Source organism: Dyadobacter sp. 3J3 (genome assembly GCF_009801115.1).
Classification (GTDB): domain Bacteria; phylum Bacteroidota; class Bacteroidia; order Cytophagales; family Spirosomataceae; genus Dyadobacter.
Window position 1 is genome coordinate 151,131 of the sequence record NZ_VTOL01000010.1, and the last position, 24,449, is coordinate 175,579.

A 24,449-nucleotide genomic window follows, 5' to 3' on the forward strand; every position below is an offset into this window, starting at 1 on the left:
TCCGGTTTCATTTTAGTTTTTTCCAAAAAATATTTTCCAGTTTTTTCTCACTGACATACGAACGGCCACTTTGTGCGTTTGCACCTGAACGTTTGTACAACTCTGTTTTTAGTTGTTCTTTTTCAGTAGCAGAAATCGGTTTGCCACTTATAAGTTTTTGAAGTGATCCAAGTACCGACCAGTTTTGAAGTCCTCCATTAAAAGGTCCGCTGTTCATCAGACGATCCGATAATTGGGTTCCGGCAACCTGGAATTTAGCGCGCTGGGAAGTGTTTAGTTTATCATATTCCAGATAACCCAAAACCTCGGCGGCTAACTGTTCAGTCCGTGTCATATTGATAATCTTTTCCTGATTAAAATTTTTGCTGACATCGGTCAATTCACCGGTTAACCGTTTTTCTTTTTCCTTGATCGGAGGCGGATCATAACTGCTTTTCTTGACAAACGCGCGTGCTTTGTGCTGAGCTTGTTTCAAATATTCAAGTGCCTTGGTTTCAAAAGGAATGGCTTTTTCAGGCTCGTACATACGTAAATGTAATTCTGACTGCCACATTTGCTCCAAAGCCATTTTCAACAAACTCTTGGTAGATTGTTCGTGGAAAGTATTGATATCGGCGTCATCATGTGCGTGACCATATTGCTCAATTAATTCTGCCATCGCATCTTTTGAACCACTTTCCTGATTCCCCCCACCGTGGTCATGATGTGATTCTTCCGGCTGGGATTTCCGGTTTTCAGCCGCTTCACCTTCCGAGTCAGACTTATGGGTAAAAGCATCCAGGATATTTCCGCTACCACTTTCTTCATGCGGTGCTCCGCCTCCACCGCCAATATTCTGCTCAAATTCTTCCCCTAAAAACTGGCCGTAGCGCAAGCGAAGTACTTTTTGATCAAAACCGATTTCGTTGGAAGTACTATTAAATTCTTCCTTTTTGATTTTTTTTCTCTTGGCAATCAACTTTTCAGTGTCGATAATAATCTGACGTTGACTCCGGAAATATTCAGGAACTGTATTAACCGACATTGTCGAAAGTTCTGATTCCTCGACTTTCGCCGTGTCTTTGTATACGACAAAATACGTATCTGATTTGGTAAAATTAGCTTCCGGTTCTTTGTTATCAATCGCTGCCCAATAGTAGTAAAGTTCGTCGCCTGGAGTAAAATTAAGTGCCTTCAAATCGATTGACTGGCTTAATTTTGCTTCCTTGAAATTGGCTGGTGAAAGTGGAAATTTCATTTCTCTGAATTTCACATTCTCACCGGAACCACGCGCCAGCGTCGCTACTATAAACGCTTGTTTCACTTTAAAATCATCCGACATTTTTGCCGAAACCTGAATCGTTTTGTTGTCTTTCAGATAGTGATATTGATACAATTCTTTTGACTCAGGTTCAATCTTTGGTGCAAGATCGGGTTGGGCTTCCAGTTTGTAAAAATCAGACTGATACACCAGTGAATCTTTCCAATATGCCTTAATCGAATAAAGTCCGGAGCCTGTCAGCTTGTCTTTGTATTGAAAAATACCGTTTGTCTTTTTAAATAAAAGTTCATCACCACGATTGTTCGCAAGGCGGACCGACAAATTATCCTGATGACTAAAAGTAACGTCCCAATTCAGGGCTGAGCCAATCATTGCACTTACATTTAAGTCAGTCGATTTTTTAGTTGGAAAGCTCGTATAACCTGGTGGATTAATCGTAACATTTGCCGTTTCAAAGCTCGGTGCAACAAGAATATTGGCTTTTTGTACATTTTTAGTAGTATTCAAAATCGCAGACGGGCTTCCCGTAGCGAAATTCATGTGTGGGTATAAATTGTAAAAAACCAACGAAAAAAGAAAAATAAGGCCATACATCATCGTTCCGTCATACAGATTACGGAAATGAAAATGACCGGCAGAAACATTTTGATTCAGTCTGTCCAATTGCAATTGCTCAGCAATATTCAGTTCATCTTTTTCCAGTAAATGCAAACTATATTCCGATTCACCAACAGTTTGGTGGATCAAGCTGATAGCCTGCGGCTTTTTATTTTGATATAACTTTGTGATGTACGCGCCAATTCCTAATCCAATAACCGCAGCCAAAACCGGAGCCGTCAGTGAAGATTGCTTGAATACGGACGTAAGGACAAAAGCAGAAAGTGCCAGCAGCAAACACCTAATAAAAGCATTGGCGTAAAGCTGTGTGGTGACAGAATTGATTAATTTTTTTAGCTCATACATAACTTTTCTGTATCGTTTTCTTTAAAGCCATCCAGCGTTCAAGAATGAGTAATGCTATAAAAAGAATAAGAAGCCATGGCCGTAAACTGCCTTCCTGATTCATTTCCAAAGGTTTGGTCTGCAAAAACTGTGCTTTTAATTGTTTTTGACTTATCAATTTCTGAGGCTCGTCCAGTTTAAAATGTGAGATAAGAGCATCGCCAAGAAATTCCGGCAGTTGCCCGGAATTAACCATTTCTGATGTCTGGATCCGAAGTGAATCCTGTAATTGAATAACGTTTGAAATAAGACTTTGGTTACCCGAATTCAACTTTCCAGATAAAACATACATTGTTTCCGGATTCGTTTTGCCAACTTTTTGATCGGTAATAACAAGATCATATTTCTTTTCACTGACACTTTTGAAATCGATCTGCATTGGCAAAGAATATACCGTCGACAGAGAACCAAGTGCCGCTTCCACGGTTTGCTGTTCCGCTTTGTTTTTGTATTCAACCAAAACATTTAATTTCCCTGAATGAACCGGCGTTGATTCCAGCTTCGGCAAATCACTGGATTTTTCCGGATTTGAAACTGTTAATTGGCCCTTGTTGACAAACAACTTTTTACCATCACCCAAGTCAAGGTATTTATGAAGATAATTTTGGGACGAATCGGTTAAAGTATGTAAAGTGTAAGCTTCCGGAATATAAATTTTTGGCAAATCAAGTAGTTTCTGGTCACTGACAAGATATAGATCAAGCTTTGCTCCCGTTTTACTTACTTTGTTAATGACTTCCTGAAGATAAAAAGTGCCTTTATTTTTCTGATTTGAAAACGAAGACAAATCTCTAACTTCTTTGTTTTCAGGACCTATCCAAAATACTTTCTCTCCTTTTTTTATAGCTGTTTCAATTTCAAAACGATAATTGTTAACCAGATTTGCGGATGGTTCAACCAGATGAATACGCTCAGAATTCTCAATTTGTTTGAACCATTTTATTACGGGTTGACTTAACAAAAATGTCAATAGCAAAATAAGCAAACTGCGCACAACAAGGAGCGGCAGATCATCGAGTCGAAAGCCTCGACTCTGCTGCTGACTTTTATCAATAAGCCACTGCATAGCAGCCCAGTCCAGTTCTTTACCTTTTTTCTGATGCCAGAAATGGATAAAAATAGGTATGGCTATTGCCAGTGCACCCCAAAACATGAAAGGTTGTAAGAAATTCATTAGCCTTTCCTTCTTGTTAAAAATTCTTTTAAAACCATTCCCAGCGGATCACTCAACCTGGCTTGAACCAGATTTACGTATGGAATCCGCAATTCTTCTTCGAGCATATCAAAATATGCTTTTGATGATTCCTTAAACTTATCCCTCACTACTTCCGCCTGTAATTCAATTTCTTTTCCGGTTTCCAAATCTTTAAAACGATAAAAACCTGTCAGATTAAAATCCACTTCATTATCTCCCAAAATCTGAAAAATAACTATTTCCCGCCGGGGACTTGCAATGGATTTTATCAATGTAAGCCACTCTTCTCCTACCTGAAGAAAATCCGTCACAAAAATCAGTTGCTCCTGACTTTTCGTTGCAAATTCAGGAAACTGCAACTTTCCATTTGCTGCGAAATCTGACGTCCAGGCTCCTGAGGCTGTCGTTTTTTGTAGTCCAAATAATATTTTATTGAAAGCCTGTTTTCCCGAACTTGATGCACCGCTTGCAATGCTGTTAACTTTTCCTCCCTGCAAAGAATAAAGGCTCATCTGATCATTCTGAATATAACCGAGATATGCAAGGGAAGCGATCAGTAATTTCGAATATTCAAGCCGGCTCATGCCATTTTCAGCGTAATTCATCGAACCGGAAAGATCCAGCAAAAAGCGAATTTGTCTGTTACTTTCGGCGGAAGATTCCTTAACAAGATGTTTATCGGTCCTGGCATATAATTTCCAGTCAATGCGTTTCGGGTCATCGCCGGGTTCATAGTGACGATATTGCTCAAACTCAGTCCCCATGCCCGAACGTTTACTGGCGTGAACACCCAGCATAAGTTCTTCACTCACCAGTTTTCCAACCAGCTGAAGGTTTCCAAGTTTAATCAAATCCGCAGCAAGAAGCCCGGTACGTTTTTGTGACATAGGTTTTTGGCTTTCGGCAATCGGCCTTCGGCTTTCAATCCTGGCACTTAACACGCCGATTGCTGATAGCCGATGGCCGAAAACCTATTTCAATGTTTTGATTAAATCTGCGATGACGTTATCCGATGTGATATTTTCCGCTTCCGCCCTGAAATTCATTGAAATCCGGTGGCGCAGAATTGGAAAAGCCAGCGTGTGAATATCTTCCGGAATTACGGCAAATCGCTCATTCAAAACTGCTCTTGCTTTTGCACAAAGTACGAGCGCTTGCCCGGCTCTTGGTCCCGCGCCCCAGTCACACCACTGTTTTACAAATTCAGAAGGACTTCCATCAGGCCTGGTTGCACGAACCAACCGGTTGATAAAAGAAATCTGATCTTCACTGATATGAACTTGTCTGGTTAACTTTTGAAGTTCAATAATATCCATATCACTAAGCACACGGTTGATTACCACACCTTTTGAACCAGTCGTATTTTTCAATACGTCCAGCTCTTCCTGTTCGCTTGGATAGCTTAGTTTGATATACAAAAGAAAACGGTCGAGCTGGGCTTCGGGCAATGGGTAGGTACCCGATTGTTCAATCGGATTTTGCGTGGCGATTATCAGAAACGGATTTGGTAATGCATAATTTGTCCCTGCATAGGTTACACTTTTCTCCTGCATCGCTTCCAGAAGCGCGGCCTGTGTTTTTGGCGGCGTCCGGTTTATTTCATCCGCAAGAACCACATTGGCAAAAATAGGTCCCTGATTGAATTTGAAAAATTTCTTTCCGGTATCGTGATCCTCTTCCAGAATTTCAGTACCTACAATATCACCCGGCATCAAATCGGGCGTGAACTGCACGCGTTTGAAACTCATATGCAAAGCTTCGGACATGGTTTTTACCATCAACGTTTTTGCCAGTCCGGGTACCCCTTCCAGCAAACAATGGCCACCGGCGAGAAGAGAAATAAGGATTTCATTTATCGCATCTTCCTGTCCAACAATGACTTTACCAATCTCTTTTTTAAGAAGCGGCAGCTTCGCTACCAAGGCTTTATAATGGGTTAGTTCCTGAGTTTCCAATCGTTAAGCAGTTAAAGCATACATGACAATATTGACCCCGAATCTCGTGTTGTCGACGGCCAAAAAACGTTTATTTCTAAAATCATAATCCCACTCACAGCCATAATCCTTGTTACTGTAAAGCACACCGATCCGCCCATTGATCGTTACCGCTTTCAGATAATCATGCACCAGATCATCTCCCCAGCCATTCAGCTCAAAAGCGGTTGTAGGCGGACCATCTTCAAAATGGAAAAAACTGTTATAAAGCGGATGATTGTTTGGAATCTTTTGTAAAGCCTTGGGACCGAATGTTCTGGACATTTCCTGCTCAAAGGATTTAGCAAATAACCCGTCTATATCATGGTTGCAATCGTCCACAAACACGAATCCTCCATTTTGTACATAACGTTTAAAATGATCTCTTTCCTGGGTTGAAAACTCGACCAGTTTGTGACCGCTCAAATAACAAAACGGACTTTTGAAAATATCATTACTGCTCAGCAGCACCACCTTTTCCTTCTCATCAATGGGAATGGTGGTATACTCCACCAGCGAATGCAGCAAATTTGAAGGCATGCGCTGATCGGTATCCCAGTTTCCTGAGGTATACTGAAGACGGGTGAAGAAAAAAGGTTTCATAGGTTAGGTAAAAGGTATTTTCTGCGGAAAAATTTTCCGCAGAAAATAAAATTTATACTGCGTCAGACAGTGACGAAAATGTAAATTCACGGATTTTCATCGGCGGCATCATGTAATTCTGGTTTGATTCCGTGCTGACAACCCGCTCAGGTTTCCCAAGTGTTTCCAGGTTATTGAGCATGATCACAGGACTTTCGTTGAAACGAAAGTTTTTGACCGGATGCTTGATTTTGCCGTTTTCTATGTAAAAAGTACCGTCACGCGTTAGTCCTGTCAGCAATAATGTCTGCGGATCTACTTCGCGGATGTACCATAATTTTGTAACCAGAATTCCCTGTTTTGTAGAAGCAATCATTTCTTCCAAAGTTGCGGTACCGCCGGCCACGATCATATTATTTGGAAAAGGAACAGCTTTAACACCTTTCTTTTGTGCCCAATAACGCGAGTAAGCCATGTTTTTGACCACACCTTTTTCAATCCAGTTCACCTTTTCCATTGGCTGACCGTCACCAGCCCAGGGAGCTGATGGCAATTCAGGATGAGCAGGATCGGAATAAATGTTGACTCTCTCATCCACGATCTTTTCGCCAAGTTTGGTTTTACCACCTTGCTTACTCAAAAAAGAACGACCTTCGTCAGCGCTTCGGGCATCCATATTGAAAAATATGTTTTCCAATAAAACTGCTGCCGCCGTCGCTTCAAGAATAACGGTATACTTTCCAGGCTCCAAAGCCTTCGCTCCTACTGAACCTGTCGATTTTTGAATGGCAATTCTTGTCGCAGATTCAATATCCAGTTTGGAAACGTCACTATAACCTTTTGCCACATAACCCGAACCTGTGCCATCCGGTGTTCTGACAGTCAAAGAAAAGTTAACATCCGTACTTGGGTAATAAGCGAAAAGCTTTTTGGAATTAAGCATGGCCGAATAGCCATGCGTGTCTTCCCAGAATCCTGCCGCTGCCAGATTTTGCACTCTTGACAATTCAAGACTTTTAGCCACAGCATCTGCTCGAAAATCCGGCGTAATGTTAGCCGTGGAATCAAAAAAACCGGATGATTTTTTATATTGTTGAGGCGTTAACACACCAACATATTCAGGATTTTCCGGTGCTAATTGAGCAAGTTCTTCGGACTGACGGACTACTTTTTCAAATGCTTCATCGCTGAATTCATTCGTTGTAGCAACCCCAACTTTTTTTCCAAAAGAAGACTGAACGATTAGATTCTGCGTCGTCTGTGCGCCGCTCGTAGAAACTTCGTTTCGGGCGTAACGTATATTCCCCTTCTTTTCTCCTGATATATTAATTTCGCATTCATCCGCTTTTGAATACTTCAAAACCTTCTGTAACAATGCTTTTGCTTCTGCTTCCGTTAATATCACTGACATATTTCAGTATTAAATTTTTCTGGCTGTATTGATAACGTTAACACCTGCAAACCGAGCTGTTGAACTTCCATGAGAAACCGCACTCGATTGTGATGGCTGACCTTTTCCGTCAAAGAATGAACCGCCCAAACGATAATCACGATCGTCACAAACCTGAACACATGAGTTCCAGAATTCCTGCGTGTTGGATTGGTAAGCCACATCTTTCAGCATACCAACGATTTTCCCATCTTTGATTTCGTAAAATAATTGTCCGCCAAACTGGAAATTATAACGCTGCTGATCAATTGAAAAAGATCCGTCACCGATAATATAAATTCCCTTTTTAACATCCTTAATCATATCCTCAACCGAAAGCGGTGTTTTGCCGGAAGCAAGAGAAACGTTGGCCATACGCTGAAACTGAACCGAACTCCAGCTATCTGCATAACAGCAGCCATGTGATTCTTTTTCACCGATGATTTTGGCCTGGTCACGGATTGCCTGATAATTCACCAGAACACCATCCTTCACCAAATCCCATTTCTTGGTATTCACTCCTTCATCATCCCAACCCACAGCACCTAATGAACCAACCTGCGTTTTGTCCGCAATAAGCGTAACCTTATCGCTTCCGTATTTAAAATTTTTCGATTGCCATTTATCCAAAGTAGCGAAAGACGTACCGGCAAAGTTTGCTTCATAACCTAGTACGCGATCCAGTTCAAGCGGATGACCTACGGATTCGTGAATCGTTAACCAAAGGTGAGAAGGATCCAGGATCAGATCATATTTCCCAGCCTCGACAGATTTTGCAGACAATTTCATTTTTGCCTGCTGGGCTCCTGCCGTGATATCTTCCAGCATATCATATCCCATATTATAACGGGTTGTTACGCCGGTCACCTTATCTTTTGGATTTACCTGCAAATAATCATAACCCATTCCCATTGGAGAACTTAACGCATTACGGGTCTGGAATTTTCCTGATGCCGGATCAATTGCTGTAACCGTGAAGTTAGGCCACATGCGGTGAATATCCTGATCGATATAAGAGCCATCTGTTGAAGCAAAATATTTCTGCTCATTCACCATGAAAAGAATCGAATTGACATAATTCGCTCCGTTTTTCATAGCGGCATCATTGACACCCAACAACAATTCCACTTTTTCTTTAACAGGAACTTCGAATGCGTTTTTCTTGATAGGTGCTTTCCAGCTTACTTCACCAAAACCTTTTTGCGGAGCCAGCTCAACCGGCTGTTTCATCAATTTTGAATTTGCTTTGGCAATCGCAACGGCATCTTCCGCCGCTTTGGCAATTTGCACATCACTTTTTGCATCGGCAACAGCGGCAAAACCCCAGCAGCCATTGGCGATCACACGGATACCTACACCGTAAGATTCCGTATTGACTATATTTTGAACTTTATCTTCTCTTGTAATTACAAACTGGTTCAGATAACGCCCAATACGCACATCGGCGTAGGTCGCACCTTTCGATTTCGCTGCGTTGAGCGCTGCGTCTGCCAGTCTTTTTTTAACGGCAACGTCAAGTCCCGGTTCTAAAAGTGCTTCGGGAGAAACAGTTCTTCCGTTGGCAAAACCTGGTAACATAAATGCACCGGTGCTAAGTCCGGCTATCTGAATAAAATCGCGTCGGTTCAAGTTAAGTCCCTCCTTTTTAGGTCAATAAATGATTGTATAAATAAACTTAGAATCCCTTCGTCTTTTTAAACGGCGTCGGATAAGCTTGTAAAAGTAAAGTCACGGATTTTCAATGGCGGTACCAGATTTCCACCCTGACGCATCGGCTTGCCTGCTGCTTCAAGATTGTTCAACATAATGACCGGACTTTCGTTGAAACGGAAGTTTTTCACAGGATATTTAATCACACCGTTTTCAATATAAAAAGTACCGTCGCGGGTTAGTCCGGTATAAAGTAAAGTTTGCGGATCCACGGCGCGGATGTACCAAAGACGCGTTACCAAAATTCCCTTCTCTGTTCCTTTGATCATTTCTGCAAGAGATTCATTGCCACCTGCAAAAATAAATCCTGATGGAGGTGGAATCGCTTTCACCCCTTTTTTCTCAGCCCAATAACGGGAGTAATACATATTTTTGACAACCCCGTTTTCAACCCAAACCACTTTTTCCTGCGCCCGTCCATCACTTCCGCCACCTCCTCCGCCGCCGCCAAAGCGTCCACCGCCTCCACCAAACGGGGATCCCGGAATTTCAAGGTTTTGCGGATCAGAATAAATGTTTACACGTTCGTCAAATAGTTTTTCGCCAAGACGGGTTCCCCCTCCTTTTTTACCAAGAAAACTTCTTCCTTCATCTGCATTCCGGCCATCCATACTTCCCATCATGTTCCGAAGAAGATCAACAGCAGCGGTTGGTTCTAAAATAACCGTATATTTTCCAGGCTCCAAAGCTCGTGCTTTTGAAGAAGCCTGTGCCTTCTGAATCGCTACTTCTGTTGCCAGGGCGACATCCAGTTTTGAAACATCATTAACATCACGCACCGCATAACCGGAACCCAGGCCATCATTAGTTCTGACGGTAATCGAAAAATCTACTGATGTTGCGGCATTATACCCAAACAACCCTTTTGTATTTCCAATGGCAGTAAAACCAGTACTGTCTTCCCAATAACCAGCTGCTGTCAGATCTTTTTTACTACATGGGTCAATACTTTTAAACGCCGCTTCCGCCCGGAAATCAGGATTAATTGCATCTGTACTGGCAGCGAAAGATTTGATATCCAGATAGTTTTGCTGACCGAGCATTCCTACATATTCCGGATTTTCCGGTGCGAGCTTAGCAATTTCTTCTGCTCTTCTCACCGTTTTTTCCAACGATTTGTCGTCAAATTCATTAATCGTTGCGGTTCCTGATTTTTTACCAAAAACCGATGTAACAGAAAGTGAAAGATTAGTTGTTTCACCGCTCGTTGATACCGAATTCCTGGCGTAACGAATATTTCCAGTCCGACTCCCATCCAAATTGGCACTCGTTTCGTCGGCCTTCGAAAAAGCCAATACTTTGTCAATTATTTGCTTTGCTTCTTCTTTTGATAAGACAGCCATGTTAGAAAAAATTTAATTTATAAACAGTCAGTTAGGTAGGAATTTCATTGGCTATCAGCTTTCGGCGGTCGGCAATCAACCTCGAACTCTGAATAAAAAGTACTATATGTCACGGTCTGACAGCCGAAAGCCGACTGCCGAAAGCCACTATTCATATTTTCCTTCCCGTATTAATCACATTCACGCCATCAAATCTCGTAGTCGCACTTCCATGTGCAACGGCACTAATTTGAGACGGTTGCCCCTTTCCATCGAAAAAAGAACCGAATGTGCGGTAATCATCTTTGTCACAAATCTGCGTACAGGAATTCCAGAATTCCTGGGTATTTGATTGATAAGCAACGTCATCTAACATGCCCACGATCTCTCCTTTTTTGATCTCATAGAAAACCTGTCCGCCAAACTGGAAGTTATATCGCTGCTGATCAATCGAATAAGATCCAGCTCCAATGATATATATTCCCTTTTCAACGCCTTTGATCATATCAAGAACACTGCGTTTTTCTGTTCCTGGACGAAGTGAAATATTCGGCATTCTCTGGAATTGCACTGAATCCCAGTTATCGGCATAACAGCAACCATTGGATTCCTTGCCACCAATTATCTTAACCTGATCACGAATTGCCTGATAGTTCACAAGAATTCCGTCCTTGATAATATCCCATTCTTTTGCTGGAACTCCTTCGTCATCAAAACCAACAGCACCCAACGTATGTGGTTGAAGTCTGTCTGCAACGATGTTTACAAGCTTGCTTCCGTAATTAAATTTTTTCGATTCCCATTTGTCCAAAGTTGCGAAACTTGTACCAGCATAATTAGCTTCATAACCCAGCACACGATCAAGTTCTGTCGGGTGACCAACGGATTCATGAATGGTCAAACCCAAATGATTAGGATCCAGAACAAGATCATATTTCCCTGGCAAAACCGATTTAGTTGTAAGTTTTTCTTTCGCCTGTTTAGCCGCCAGAATTGCATCTTCAACCATATCATAAGAACTGCGATAGCCCACAGTGCCATTTGGACCAGCTATTTTTTCAGAGGCAAGGCCATCCAGATATTCGTAACCCATACCCATTGGAGAACTGAGCGCACCACGGGTTTTGAATTTTCCGGCAGCCTTATCAATAGCTGTCACTGTGAAGGTTGGCCAGATCCGGTGAATATCCTGATCGATATAGGAACCATCAGAAGAAGCGAAATATTTCTGCTCGTTGACAGAAAAAATATTGGAAGTGACAAAGCCTGCTCCATTTTCCATGGCTTTGCCGTTCACGTTCATCAGTAACTCTATTTTTTCCGATGTTGGGATTTCGAAAGTATTTTTCTTAATCGGTGTTTTCCAGCTTACTTCCCCGACTCCCTTTTGAGGAGCTAATACTACCGGATCCTTTTGAAATTTTGAGTTTGCCTTGGCTATGGCTACCGCGGTTTCGGCACATTTGGCAATACCTTCCGGTGTCACATCACTGGTTGCAGAAAATCCCCAGGTTCCGTTTGCAATAACACGGATACCGACGCCAAAAGATTCTGCATTAACAATGTTTTGAACCTGCTTTTCTCTTGTAAAAACAAATTGCTGTAAATATCTTCCGATCCGCACATCCGTATAAGTAGCACCTTTACTTTTTGTAGCGTTCAGGGCAATGTCCGCATATCTTTTTTTCAAGGCAACGTCTATACCTGGTTCAAGTAAATATTCACTTGATACACTGTTTCCAAATATAGGAACTGACGGCAACATTAATGCGCCCATTCCCATACCCGTCATTTGCATAAAATCTCTTCTTTTCATTCGTCGTCTTTAATCTTTATAAATATATGATGAAGAAAAATGATATTTTTTAGTCAATTTGATAAAACAAGAATATTCTGCTCTTACACCGTCAAGTTAGATAAAAACCTTAGAAAGGACAATTTTACCAAATTATTTTTTGCTTAATTATAAATTTACATCAACACAAAAAGATACAATTCAATATTTCCCATATAATCTATAATAGTAGAGGCTTGTTTGCGATTAATGACGTGAGTTAACAGATAATGAATTTCAAAACAGGTGAAAATTTTATCAAAAGTCAGATAGTGTGATATTACCTTTTGATAAGTTTTTTATACTGAACTGAAATTAGTCAGTTGTTTCTCTATCTTCAAGGTTACTTCCAATTCAAAATATTATATTGCGAACGAACAATTATCGGCCGTTTTCATGATACCTAAGAAATTTTCTATATTATATCTTTCCGATTTATATTTTGAAGCAAAAGGCAGAAAATACTATGAAGAGGATTTATACCTGACATCAAGATTACGTGCGTACTTTGATGTACTGTTATGTCACCCTTGTGACTCTGAAAAGTTTGAAGAGATTGTTGATCTTATTGTATTCAGAAACACTGGACCTGTGATGCATTATAAAAATTACTTTAATTCATTTATTACAAGGATTAATACAAAAAATTTAGCGTGTTACAATACCATGTCAGGCAGGGCTGATATGAAGGGAAAATCCTATTTGGCAGAACTTACAAAAGATGGCTATCCGGTAATACCGACCATTGAACATTTGCAAGATTTGCCATTGCTGGCAATAAGTAACAAGTATATAGTAAAGTTGAAAAATGGAGCGGATTCCATAGGCATGCAGGTTGTTGATAAGGAAGGATTGGCAGAAATTAATCTTGAAGGAAATATTGTGCAACCCTTTGTAGACTTTGTTTATGAAGTATCGTTCTATTTTATCGATAAAGATTTTCAATACGCGCTTTATGCACCGGACAAAGATAAAAGATGGAATCTTGAAATATACGAGGCAACTGCGGACGATTTATTATTTGCGGAGCGGTTTATGGCATGGAATACCGTCAATCATGGAATTCAACGCGTAGATGCGTGCAGAACTTCGACTGGTGACTTATTGTTAGTGGAGTTGGAAGATCTAAATCCGTATTTATCCCTGGATCTTTTAAGTAACGACACCAGAGATAAATTCGTGATGAATTTTATTGAATCGATCATGAAAATGCTTGCTGTAAAACAGTCCGGATTATAATTTAATTAGATAATTAGCCTTTGGATCAACTTGTCCCTGGCTTTCCTTTTAATTATATACTTTTACCCAGGATTACTATTTTAAGTTCGGGTAGTACTAAACAGCGAAAAATTAGATTTTTTACTGATTAATGGAAGAACGACACCAATTACTTTATATAAGACATCATTTTTGAATATGATTTCCAATATTTGGAAAGAAACATGGCAAAAGAAATCATACAAAACGACAGTGATTTCCGGCTTTTTGATACTTTGTGTCATTTCTTTTTTTTTGAATCATTTTTTCCTGGCCATCGAAGTCCGGGATGGAATTGCTATAAATGACATTTTGCTTTCCATACTGCCTGCAAAAGATTGCTCAGAAATAATATTTATCCTCATCTGGTCCTGTGTAGGATTGGCGACCATTCGTTTTCTATATAATCCGATGATTTTTCTCGGATTTCTGTGGTCTTATGTCGCCTTATGCCTTACCAGAATTATTACGATTACACTTGTTCCACTCAGTGCACCGGAAGGCCTGATACCATTGAGAGATCCCTTAAGCAATTATTTCTACGGACAGATTTTCATCACCAAGGATCTCTTTTATTCCGGCCATACAGCAACGTTATTCCTGATATATCTTTGTCTGGAAAAGAAAAATGATAAGCTGTTCGTTTTGTTTTCCACAGGTATTGTCGGCCTGCTTTTGTTGATTCAGCATGTTCACTATAGTATGGATGTATTGGCTGCACCATTTTTTGCTTATTTCAACTATTACTGCGCAAAAAGATTCTTAGCCACCAAACCTCTTTATGAAAACCAAAAGGAAATTGTTGCGGACAAAGAGGTTATGGAAGAGAATTAATATTATTGCTCTCCATCTGCATTTCCTTTTCAAAAGCTTTCACAAATTTTCCAACATGTACGCCGTCACATAGGGCGTGATGGACATGTATTGAAATTGGTAAAAACATACCGTTTTCGTTTTTATAATATTTTCCAAAAACGATTTTTGGAACTGAATGTTCAGTATCCGTTTTTTGCGCGTGTTGAAAACTTGAAAATCTTACAAGCGGAATTACTGAATAATGAATAAGGCTGTTCAGACTAAAATCTGGTTTTAAGCCTAGATTTTGTTTTTCAGTTAAAATCTGGCTTTCCAAAGCTTCTCTGAATAATTCAAAGTTTTTTTCAAACTTAAAATTGGCAAATCCAAAAGTCTCATTTTCTCTTAAAACGGTAACGGAGCCTGAAATTTTTCCGTACTCAAAAACGTCTCCATTCTCTATTCGTTGCCTAAATTCCGGTATCTGATTCGCAACAAGAAGTGATTTATAAAGGTAAAAAGTAGAAAACGGAATTTTATTTTCTTTGCAATACTGATATGACCGAGTGCAATCAACTTCCGTAGTAATACCCCAGAATGGCTGCTCGAAGCTTCGAAAGAAATCAAAATGCTCCTTTCTCTTCCAGTTTTCAATGTCTATTTTTGTCTTGCTTATTGTATCTTTCATTCGTGCAAATTGCAAGTTAAAGTCAAAAGCGACTTTGCTCAAACGGATAAATAATTGACCGAAACGGATTATGTTTACGCTAAAAGGAAATGAATTTTCAAGTCTGATCAACCGGGAATTTGTAAAAGAATTTTCCGTTCATGAAGCGTCCGGGTTTTTAAATAAAAAATTTGATTGCAAAAGCAGAAATTTCAGAGATGAAAACTTTGACATTTTATTTCTGTCGTCAGATTTTCATGAAGATGTAAAAGTGGAGCAATTGCAGGATACCACGCATGTAAGCTTACATTTCCAGATTAATGGCACTTCGGATGCCGACATTTCAGGATTTAAACCTGGAATGAAAATGGGAGCCGGACAGTTTAATCTGATTAATTGTGTGGATCCCGTCAGCACTTTCCTATTCCCAAAACAAAATAATTACCAATACATCTGCGTAGGTCTCAAACCTGATTTTTTCAACTCGGTCCTTCTCGAATGCGGGCCCGAATATGATGCTATTTTAAATTTGAGTGAAAATGAAAACTCATTTTCACTTTATAAAAGCAATCGGTGTACAAATTATTTACAGCTAAACACCTTACGCCAAATCCAAACGCCCGAAATTGCTGATTCTTTAAAAATTCAATATTTAAGATCGAAAGTTAAAGAACTTATTCTTCTGACGATGAGTGGTTATCAGGATAATATATGTTTTAAGAAAGTTGTTATAAATAAGAATGATCAGGAACGTTTATATGCTTTAAGAGAATATCTTTCCGCGGATTATCTGATTTCTCAAAGCCTGGAAGGATTATCAAAAAAATTCCTTCTTAATGAATTCAAGCTTAAAGCTGGATTTAAAGAACTTTTTGGTACAACAGTTTTTAAATATATTCAACTGCTCAGACTGGAATTCGCCCATGATTTAATTTTAAACAAAGAATTTACAATTGGTGAAGTTGCTACTATTATCGGTTATGACAGCGACGCAGCTTTCGTCAGAGCTTTCAAAGGTAAATTTGGATATACTCCGGGAGAGATTAAAAGAAACTGGAACTAGCTAAGTTTTTTTATGGCGATGTATTTTGTAACTGCAAGACGAGTAAATTTCATTACCTTTTATCTTAATACGTTATTTCCATATAATATTAAAATAGATCAAACTTACCTGTCCTTATTAACTTATTATTAGCCATGAAATGTTTCTTACTATTGCTGAGCGCGGCCTTTATTCTGAGTTCCTGTTCCAAGTCAAAAGATGCGGAACCTGAAATTACAATGACTGATCCCAAAACACTGGAATTAAAATATGACCAGGAACATCAATTTGTAATGAAAAAAGGAAATGAAATTACAGCCGGAAATTTATTTGGCTGGTCTTCCAGTGACCAAAATGTAGGGACGGTAGCTTATGACGGGAAATTTAAAGGACGAAAAATTGGTACAACAGTTGTGAAGGCAACTGCTGGCGGAAAGGAATTCATGTCCACAGTAACAATTACCCCTTACAGCCAGATCATTAAAGAACCCTCATTTGATTTTGGCTCCGACAAGGCAGCTATTAAGGCAAAAACAACGCAATTATTGACGGAGGAGTTCGACAACTATTTAGTTTATGCAGGAAACAACAGTGCGATTAATCGGATCATCTATTTTTTTCAGGACGGCTTACTTGCCAGTGTTGCCATTGACTTTGCGGATACAGATGAAATAGAAAAAGAGGTCACCACCTTCTATAAAGAAAGATATCCCATACCCGTACTTACACAAACAGGAGGTAATGTTTATATCAACGACGAAAAAACTCAGGGTATATTTCTGGATAGAAATGATTCTATCGGATTTTATGCTTCTTATGGAAGAGTGATACTAACAAACGGACGTTTATCCGCAGATATTAAAAAAATCGATCAAAGCATATTGAAAAGGTAAAAAGTGCCATTAAATCATATGATTCATTAATCCCTCCACACAAGAGGGATTTTTTATTTTTAGTCTATGCATTACATCGCTAAAACACTGTTAAATATTACAGAATAACCAACCCAAAACAATCATTACATGAATTCAAAGCTATGTGATTCCCTATAATAATTGTAATTCGGAAGACACTTTGAGTAGACATTAAGAATATTAAAATGAAAAAGAAATAACCTACACTTGCATTCTCCTTCTTTTAACAGCGATTCCAACCAATTGAAAACAACTTGTGTCGGTTTTAAAAAGACAAACACATGAGGAAATTAGCCATATCATTTTTAGTACTTGTACTATTCTCCTGTAAAAAGGATGAGGAGTCCATTGCTCCCGAAAATTATTTATTTTCAGCTGAACGAAATGATGAAAAATGGAGTGGAGCTACCGAAATATCCTTACAAACACCTGATTCTGACACATTAACATTACTTTTTAAGGCCAATTATTCCAGTGAAATTTTATGGATAAAAATCAAGTTTAATGATACCGGATATTATCCCTTAAAAGCTAATCAGGCCGGATATTATTCAACGGTTGGCGGGGATGTTCTCGTCAGCAGATATGTAATGACCTCTAATGATACCGGACAGCTCACCGTAACAAATTACAATCCGACAAAAAAATTAATAGAGGGTACTTTTGACCTATCGCTTACAAAGCAATATGCCAATCCAGAAAATAATAACGATATCCTGAAATTTAGTAATGGTTGTTTCAAGTGGAAATTGCTCAAATAGAATAGAAAATATTCTATTTGACATTTTCCCACCAGGCTGGAAAAACTTTATCCTCATTCAAATTTACAATCTCTCCTATCATAGGTGTTACCAGCGGCAGATTTTTCAATTTACTCGCTTTGGTGACACGGATGATCGGCTCATCCCAATCGTGCTGTCCCAATGCAAATTTGGCCCAGTGAACCGGCATTAGCTTTTTGGCTTTCAAATCTTCCGCTGCCTGCGCAACTTCTTCCGGCATCATATGGATATATTTCCAGTTGTAATTGTATTGACCGCATTCTAAAAGCACCAGATCAAAAGGCCCGAACTTATCTCCTATTTTTTTGAAATGTGTATCATAACCAGAATCTCCTCCTAAAAATATTTTTTTTGTCGGCGTTTGAAGCACAAAAGAAACCCACATAGCACGGTTCCTGGACAAACCTCTGCCTGAAAAATGTCTTCCAGGTGTCAAATTTACCACAAAACCTTCACCCAAATTTATCTGCTCATTCCAGTCCCTTTCTTCGATTTTTGAAAGATCATACCCCCATGTCTCAAAATGTTCGCCGGTACCCAATCCGGTAATCACTTTTTTAACTTTGGATTTTAATTTTAAAACAGTTTCATAATCCAGGTGATCCCAGTGATCATGAGATATAAAAAGATAATCGATTGCAGGAAAATCTTCTACTGAATAGACGTCACTTCCGGCAAAACTTGGCGTTGTAAAACTTACCGGAGATGCAGCACCGCTAAAAACCGGATCCATTAGCATCGTTTTGCCATCAATCTGCATGAAGTATGACGAATGCCCAAACCATACCAAAAGGTCCTCATTTGGGTCCAGATGAAGAAGATCTGATTTAACAGAAGGGAGAACAGATTCTGGCTTGATCCTCTTACTTTTATCAAAAATAAATTCTTTTAAAACTGTGAAATAACTTACTCCTTCGGCGAGATCGGGGGTTATACTTAAATTTTGAAACTGTCCATCACGATAATTGGGAGATTTTTGAATTCTTGCAAGTCTGACTCCGGAAGGTGTTTTACCAAACTGATCTTGTTGTAAAAACAAATATATTGCAGCCGTCAGCACGACTGTTAAAATTAAAATTCCTGCCAGCATTTTTATGAGTATTTTTTTCATTTGAATTATTTATTCTTTTCAATCTGCCCGGAAGCAAAATCAACTACCCTTTTGCCTCCCTTTAAATTTCGACTGATTGATCAATCAACAAATTTAAATGATTATTTATTATCAAGAAACCGAATTAGGTATAATAATAATTTTTTTATGCAGATGGTACGTCTGTTTTGTAATGATAGAATTTACCCACAAAAAAAGCTCCCGTTTCCAGGAGCTTTTTCATATTCAAATCTATCAATCGAAAACTATGCAGCTACCGATTTACGGATAATGTTCAAGGCAGAGCCTTCCTTAAACCATTCTATTTGTTGTTCATTATATGTATGGTTAACCGGGAACTCCTCTGTTGTACCATCTGAATGATGCAAAACAATAGTCAATTGAACGCCAGGAGCAAATGACTGCAATCCTTTGATATCAATTGTATCGTCTTCCAGAATTTTATCGTAATCAGCAGTGTTAGCGAAAGTCAATGCCAGCATGCCTTGTTTTTTCAAATTAGTTTCGTGAATACGAGCGAAAGATTTTACAAGTATAGCACGGGCTCCCAGGAAACGAGGCTCCATAGCCGCGTGCTCACGTGACGATCCTTCTCCATAGTTTTCATCACCGACAACGATTGTACCGATACCGTTTGCTTTGTAATCCCGTTGCACAGCGGGAACTTCACCGTAAACACCAGTCAACTGATTTTTAACCGTGTTTGTTTTTTCGTTGTAAAAATTTACCGCACCGATCAACATATTATTAGAAATGTTGTCAAGGTGACCACGGTATTTCAACCATGGACCGGCCATAGAAATATGGTCGGTTGTACATTTTCCTTTTGCTTTAATCAAAAGTTTCAATCCGTTAAGATCTGTACCTTCCCAGGCTTTGAACGGTTCGAGCAATTGCAAACGATCAGATGTTGGGCTTACAATAACCTGAACTTGCGACCCGTCTTCTGCCGGTGACTGATATCCTGCATCTTCCACTGCAAATCCCTTAGAAGGGAGCTCCATTCCGGATGGCTCGTCAAGCATAACAGAAACTCCTTCTGAATTGATGATCGTATCTGTAAGCGGGTTGAAAGTCAAACGACCAGCTATTGCCAAAGCAGTTACGATTTCAGGAGATGCAACAAAAGAGTGCGTGTTTGGGTTACCATCAGCACGTTTTGAGAAGTTGCGGTTGAAAGAAGTAATGATAGAATTTTTCTCACCTTTTTCAGCACCATGACGCGCCCACTGACCAATACAAGGTCCACAGGCATTTGCCAATACCACACCACCAATTTGCGCAAACGTATCAAGGAAACCGTCACGATCTACTGTGAAACGAACCTGCTCAGAACCAGGAGTGATTGTATATTCAGATGTTACAACCAGTTTTTTATCAACCGCCTGTTGTGCAATAGAAGCCGCACGGCTGATATCTTCATAAGAAGAGTTGGTACAAGAACCGATCAAACCTACTGAAAGAACTTCCGGCCAGCCATTTTCTTTAACCGCGGTAGCGAATTTTGAAATAGGCCAGGCCAAATCTGGCGTAAACGGACCATTTACATGTGGTTCAAGCGTCGAAAGATCAAGTTCAATTAATTGATCATAATATGCGGCAGGATTAGCGTACACTTCATCATCTGCACGAAGGTAACCGGCAACTGCATTTGCAGCATCCGCTACATCAGCACGGTCAGTTGAGCGAAGGTAAGCAGCCATTTTCTGATCATATGCGAAAATAGAGGTTGTTGCTCCGATCTCTGCACCCATGTTACAGATCGTTCCTTTTCCTGTACAAGAAAGACTTTCAGCACCTTCACCAAAATATTCAACGATGCAGCCAGTTCCACCTTTCACAGTCAATTGACCTGCAACCCAAAGAATAACGTCTTTCGCAGCGGCCCATCCGCTAAGTTTCCCTGTCAGTTTAACACCAATCAGCTTAGGCATTTTAAGCTCCCAGGCCAATCCTGACATTACATCACTTGCATCAGCACCACCCACACCGATTGCTACCATACCCAAGCCACCCGCATTGGGCGTGTGTGAATCAGTACCGATCATCATACCGCCCGGAAACGCGTAGTTTTCCAAAACAACCTGGTGAATAATACCTGCACCTGGATTCCAGAATCCGATACCATATTTATCAGATACCGAAGCAAGGAAATCGTAAACTTCTTTATTTTTATCTTTTGCAGTCTGTAAATCCGCAACAGCGCCAACCTCAGCCTGAATAAGGTGATCACAGTGAACCGTAGACGGAACCGCAACTTGTGGCCTTCCCGCCTGCATAAATTGTAAAAGAGCCATCTGCGCAGTAGCATCCTGCATCGCAACGCGATCAGGAGCAAAATCTACGTAAGATTTTCCTCTTTCATAAACCTGTGATGGTGTACCTTCCCAAAGATGAGAATACAATATTTTTTCTGCCAAAGTCAACGGCCGCCCTTCAATTTTACGAGCAGCTTCAACTCTTTCTTGCATCCGGGCGTAAACACCCTTAATCATATTTAAGTCAAAAGCCATAGTAATTAAATTAATGTCTAAAAACATTCACTCTTATCAAAAACCGAACCACCGAAGACTTAATTAGCCGATTTTATCTGCTTAATTGCTTAACAGGAGGTGCGAACTTGGTCAGGTCAATGCCTACCACCGCAGCTTTGTATTCTTGCATGTTAGGAATTCTTCCAAGAATTGCAGACAATACAACAACGGGAGTAGATGCCAGTAGAGATTCTCCTTTTTTAAGTCCCGAATCTTCTACAACTCTTCCCTGGAAAAGACGGGTTGAAGTTGCCATAACGGTATCTCCTTTGGCTGCTTTTTCCTGATTTCCCATACAAAGATTACAGCCGGGACGTTCCAGATACATCATATTTTCGTATTCAGTACGAGCCGCAACTTTCGGAGCTTTATCGTCAAATTCGAAACCAGAATATTTCTGCAATACATCCCAGTCACCTTCCTTTTTAAGCTCTTCAATAATATTATAGGTAGGCGCTGCTACCACGAGCGGTGCATGAAATTCAACCTTACCTTGTTGCTCTTCCAGGTTCTTAAGCATTTGAGAAACAATTTTCAAATCACCTTTGTGAACCATACAGGAACCAACAAAACCAAGATCGACTTTTTTATCACCTCCATAAAATGAAAGCGCACGAATTGTATCGTGGGTGTAACGTCTTGAAACATCCTTATTGTTGACATCAGGATCAGCAATCATCGGCTCAACGATCACATCAAGATCAATAACAACCTCAGCATAATACTTGGCGTTCGCATCCGGAATAAGACCAGGTTTCTCACCTGATTTAATCTCTGAAATTCTCTTATCAGCTTTATTGATCAAACCCTGAAGAACCTGTCTGTGGTTGTCCATGCCCTTATCGATCATGATCTGGATTCTGCCCTTTGCAATTTCCAGTGATTCAATCAGCGTGTCATCCTCAGAGATACAGATGGAAGCTTTCGCCTTCATCTCTGCCGTCCAGTCTGTAAAAGTAAATGCCTGGTCAGCAGGAAGTGTTCCAAGATGAACCTCAATAATTCTTCCCTGGAATACATTTTCTCCACCAAACTTCTGAAGCATCTGGGCTTGTGTAGCATGAACCACATCACGGAAATCCATGTGATCTTTCATGTCGCCCTTGAAGGTAACCTTCACGGACTCCGGAATTGGCATGGAGGCTTCACCAGTAGCCAATGCAAGAGCAACTGTTCCTGAATCTGCACCAAAAGCAACACCTTTGGACATTCTTGTATGTGAATCTCCACCGATAATGATCGCCCACTCGTCCACAACGATATCGTTAAGAACTTTGTGAATTACATCCGTCATGGAAAGATATTCACCCTTCGGGTCACGTGCCGTGATAAGACCGAAGTCGTTCATAAACTTCATCAACTTTGGAATGTTAGCCTGCGCTTTTTTATCCCATACTGATGCAGTGTGACAGCCTGACTGGTATGCTCCATCAACGATTGGCGAAATAACCGTAGCCGCCATAGATTCCAGTTCCTGAGAAGTCATAAGACCCGTAGTATCCTGAGATCCTACGATGTTAACCTCAACCCGAACATCTGAACCCGCGTGTAAAACTTTACCCGGAGCCAGGCCGACAGCGTTTTTATTAAATATCTTTTCAACTGCTGTAAGACCTTGTCCCTCGTAAGAAATCTCCTTTGACGGAGCGTATACAAGAGGAATTTCGATTTCCAAAATCTTCGATGCGATTGTCTGGATTTTTTTACCAAAAACAATTGCGTATGAACCACCAGCTTTTATAAATTCCATTTTCTGAGGCGTCAGCGCCTTAGAAATGTCAATCAGTTCCTGATCACCGTTATATAGTTTCTTCGTTCTGGTATTGATCGTAAGAACAGTACCGGTAGCAACAGAGTACACTTCCTCCAAGATAGGATCACCACTTTCATTGCGGACAATCTTACCATCCGCATCAAGTTTTTTAACCCAGTTTTTAAGATCGATACCAATACCACCTGTAACGTCAACTGTGGTAAGGAAAATTGGAGAAATACCGTTTGTACCTCCAACAATCGGAGCTATATTAACGAATGGTATATACGGACTTGCTTTTTTACCAGTCCACAGCGCTACGTTATTCACTCCTGACATTCTTGATGAACCTACACCCATGGTGCCACGTTCAGCAATCAGCATAACGCTCTTATCCGGATGTAATTCCTGCAAGGACTTGATTTCGTCCTGTGCCTGAGGAGTAATCATACATTTTCCGTGAAGTTCACGGTCAGAACGGGAATGAGCCTGGTTTCCTGGAGAAAGCAAATCTGTTGATATGTCGCCTTCACCAGCAATAAACGTAACGATCTTTATTTCTTCCGGTACCTCAGGCAGTTTTGTAAAAAACTCAGCCTGAGCGTAACTTTTTATAATCTCGATAGCGGTTTCATTACCACTTTTGAATGCTACCCTTAAACGGTCTACATCCGCGTCATAAAGGAAAACCTGCGTTTTAAGAACCGTTGCAGCATCTTTTGCAATAGAAACGTCATCTCCAAGAGCCAGGTCCAGTAGCACCTCAATTGAAGGACCACCTTTCATGTGAGACAATAGCTCAAAAGCAAAAGCAGGCGATATTTCTGGTAATACCGATTCTCCAAGAATAATTTCTTTTAAGAATCTGGCTTTCGCAGTAGCAGCACTCGTTGTACCCGGTAATGTATTGTAAATAAAAAATTTAAGAGAGTCTTCCCGATGCTCATTGGCTAAATCTTTAATTTGTGCAATGATTTCACCTAGCAATTCGGCACCATCAATTGGCTTCGGATTAAGCCCCTGAGCTTTTCTTTCTTCAATTTCTTTGATGTAATCCTTATAAATATTCATTAATCAAAATTGGGATTATCTGTTGTCATTAAATCGTGCGAAAATACAAAATTTACATAATATCAAACCGGGTGCCTAACGTATTTTGACACTATTTAGCATCATTATGAACTACTGTATCATTTATATAACCATGCAGTCGTGGATTTTGTTCTTAAACAGCAGGTTTAATTGGTCATTTACCTGACTTGACAAACGCCTCAGACGACTTAAAA

The 24,449-nt window shown here is 40.1% G+C and carries 18 protein-coding genes; 5 read left to right on the plus strand and 13 right to left on the minus strand.

The features are described 5' to 3' along the window. Positions 1–7: 7 nt before the first annotated feature. The 9 genes from FZF08_RS21690 to FZF08_RS21730 all read right to left on the minus strand — a co-directional run bounded on the left by FZF08_RS21690 (position 8) and on the right by FZF08_RS21730 (position 12,290). Complete coding sequence (locus tag FZF08_RS21690) at positions 8–2,224, minus strand: DUF4175 family protein (RefSeq protein WP_159473200.1); 2,217 nt, start codon at positions 2,222–2,224, stop codon at positions 8–10. Continuing rightward, complete coding sequence (locus tag FZF08_RS21695; protein ID WP_159473203.1) at positions 2,217–3,437, minus strand: BatA domain-containing protein; 1,221 nt, start codon at positions 3,435–3,437, stop codon at positions 2,217–2,219. The genes FZF08_RS21690 and FZF08_RS21695 overlap by 8 nt, the downstream gene beginning before the upstream one ends. After that, a complete protein-coding gene (locus FZF08_RS21700) occupies positions 3,437–4,345 on the minus strand; it encodes a DUF58 domain-containing protein (RefSeq protein ID WP_159473205.1) in 909 nt (302 codons plus the stop codon). The genes FZF08_RS21695 and FZF08_RS21700 overlap by 1 nt, the downstream gene beginning before the upstream one ends. A gap of 84 nt (positions 4,346–4,429) precedes the next feature. After that, positions 4,430–5,413, minus strand: a complete 984-nt coding sequence (locus FZF08_RS21705; RefSeq protein WP_159473207.1) for a MoxR family ATPase — start codon at positions 5,411–5,413, stop codon at positions 4,430–4,432. A gap of 3 nt (positions 5,414–5,416) precedes the next feature. After that, complete coding sequence (locus FZF08_RS21710) at positions 5,417–6,034, minus strand: DUF4159 domain-containing protein (protein ID WP_159473209.1); 618 nt, start codon at positions 6,032–6,034, stop codon at positions 5,417–5,419. Between the two features lie 52 nt (positions 6,035–6,086). Next, positions 6,087–7,424, minus strand: coding sequence for a TldD/PmbA family protein (locus tag FZF08_RS21715; RefSeq protein ID WP_159473211.1), 1,338 nt, complete (start codon positions 7,422–7,424; stop codon positions 6,087–6,089). Between the two features lie 9 nt (positions 7,425–7,433). After that, positions 7,434–9,071, minus strand: coding sequence for a TldD/PmbA family protein (locus tag FZF08_RS21720; protein WP_159473213.1), 1,638 nt, complete (start codon positions 9,069–9,071; stop codon positions 7,434–7,436). A 65-nt stretch (positions 9,072–9,136) separates the two neighbouring features. Further along, positions 9,137–10,495, minus strand: coding sequence for a TldD/PmbA family protein (locus FZF08_RS21725; RefSeq protein ID WP_159473215.1), 1,359 nt, complete (start codon positions 10,493–10,495; stop codon positions 9,137–9,139). A 151-nt stretch (positions 10,496–10,646) separates the two neighbouring features. Then, the gene (locus FZF08_RS21730) at positions 10,647–12,290 is read right to left on the minus strand and encodes a TldD/PmbA family protein (protein ID WP_159473217.1); all 1,644 of its coding nucleotides are present in this window, start codon (positions 12,288–12,290) and stop codon (positions 10,647–10,649) included. Between the two features lie 414 nt (positions 12,291–12,704). On the opposite strand from FZF08_RS21730, the gene FZF08_RS21735 reads away from it, so the two are divergent. Then, on the plus strand, positions 12,705–13,547 hold the full coding sequence (locus FZF08_RS21735) for a hypothetical protein (RefSeq protein WP_159473219.1): 843 nt from the start codon (positions 12,705–12,707) through the stop codon (positions 13,545–13,547). A 177-nt stretch (positions 13,548–13,724) separates the two neighbouring features. Further along, entirely contained in the window at positions 13,725–14,399 is a 675-nt protein-coding gene (locus tag FZF08_RS21740; RefSeq protein ID WP_159473222.1) for a phosphatase PAP2-related protein, read from the plus strand. Here the strand turns inward: FZF08_RS21740 and FZF08_RS21745 are convergent. Beyond that, a complete protein-coding gene (locus tag FZF08_RS21745) occupies positions 14,383–15,048 on the minus strand; it encodes a chloramphenicol acetyltransferase (protein WP_159473225.1) in 666 nt (221 codons plus the stop codon). The two genes, FZF08_RS21740 and FZF08_RS21745, sit on opposite strands and share 17 nt — an antisense overlap. 70 nt (positions 15,049–15,118) lie before the next feature. Between FZF08_RS21745 and FZF08_RS21750 the strand changes: the two genes are divergently transcribed. The 3 genes from FZF08_RS21750 (at position 15,119) to FZF08_RS21760 (ending at position 17,744) form a co-directional block, all read left to right on the plus strand. Beyond that, positions 15,119–16,090, plus strand: a complete 972-nt coding sequence (locus FZF08_RS21750; protein ID WP_159473228.1) for an AraC family transcriptional regulator — start codon at positions 15,119–15,121, stop codon at positions 16,088–16,090. A 134-nt stretch (positions 16,091–16,224) separates the two neighbouring features. Then, positions 16,225–16,962, plus strand: a complete 738-nt coding sequence (locus FZF08_RS21755; RefSeq protein ID WP_159473231.1) for an Ig-like domain-containing protein — start codon at positions 16,225–16,227, stop codon at positions 16,960–16,962. Between the two features lie 302 nt (positions 16,963–17,264). Then, positions 17,265–17,744, plus strand: coding sequence for a DUF6252 family protein (locus FZF08_RS21760; RefSeq protein ID WP_159473234.1), 480 nt, complete (start codon positions 17,265–17,267; stop codon positions 17,742–17,744). Positions 17,745–17,757: 13 nt separating this feature from the next. Here the strand turns inward: FZF08_RS21760 and FZF08_RS21765 are convergent, their stop codons facing one another. From FZF08_RS21765 to FZF08_RS21775, 3 genes are all read right to left on the minus strand, one after another. Continuing rightward, the gene (locus FZF08_RS21765; RefSeq protein WP_159473237.1) at positions 17,758–18,876 is read right to left on the minus strand and encodes an MBL fold metallo-hydrolase; all 1,119 of its coding nucleotides are present in this window, start codon (positions 18,874–18,876) and stop codon (positions 17,758–17,760) included. 245 nt (positions 18,877–19,121) lie between these two features. After that, on the minus strand, positions 19,122–21,389 hold the full coding sequence (locus FZF08_RS21770) for an aconitate hydratase (protein ID WP_159473240.1): 2,268 nt from the start codon (positions 21,387–21,389) through the stop codon (positions 19,122–19,124). Between the two features lie 73 nt (positions 21,390–21,462). After that, positions 21,463–24,234 carry a bifunctional aconitate hydratase 2/2-methylisocitrate dehydratase gene (locus tag FZF08_RS21775; RefSeq protein ID WP_159473243.1) on the minus strand — a complete coding sequence of 924 codons (2,772 nt, stop codon included), beginning with the start codon at positions 24,232–24,234 and terminating at the stop codon, positions 21,463–21,465. Between the last annotated feature and the right edge of the window lie 215 nt (positions 24,235–24,449).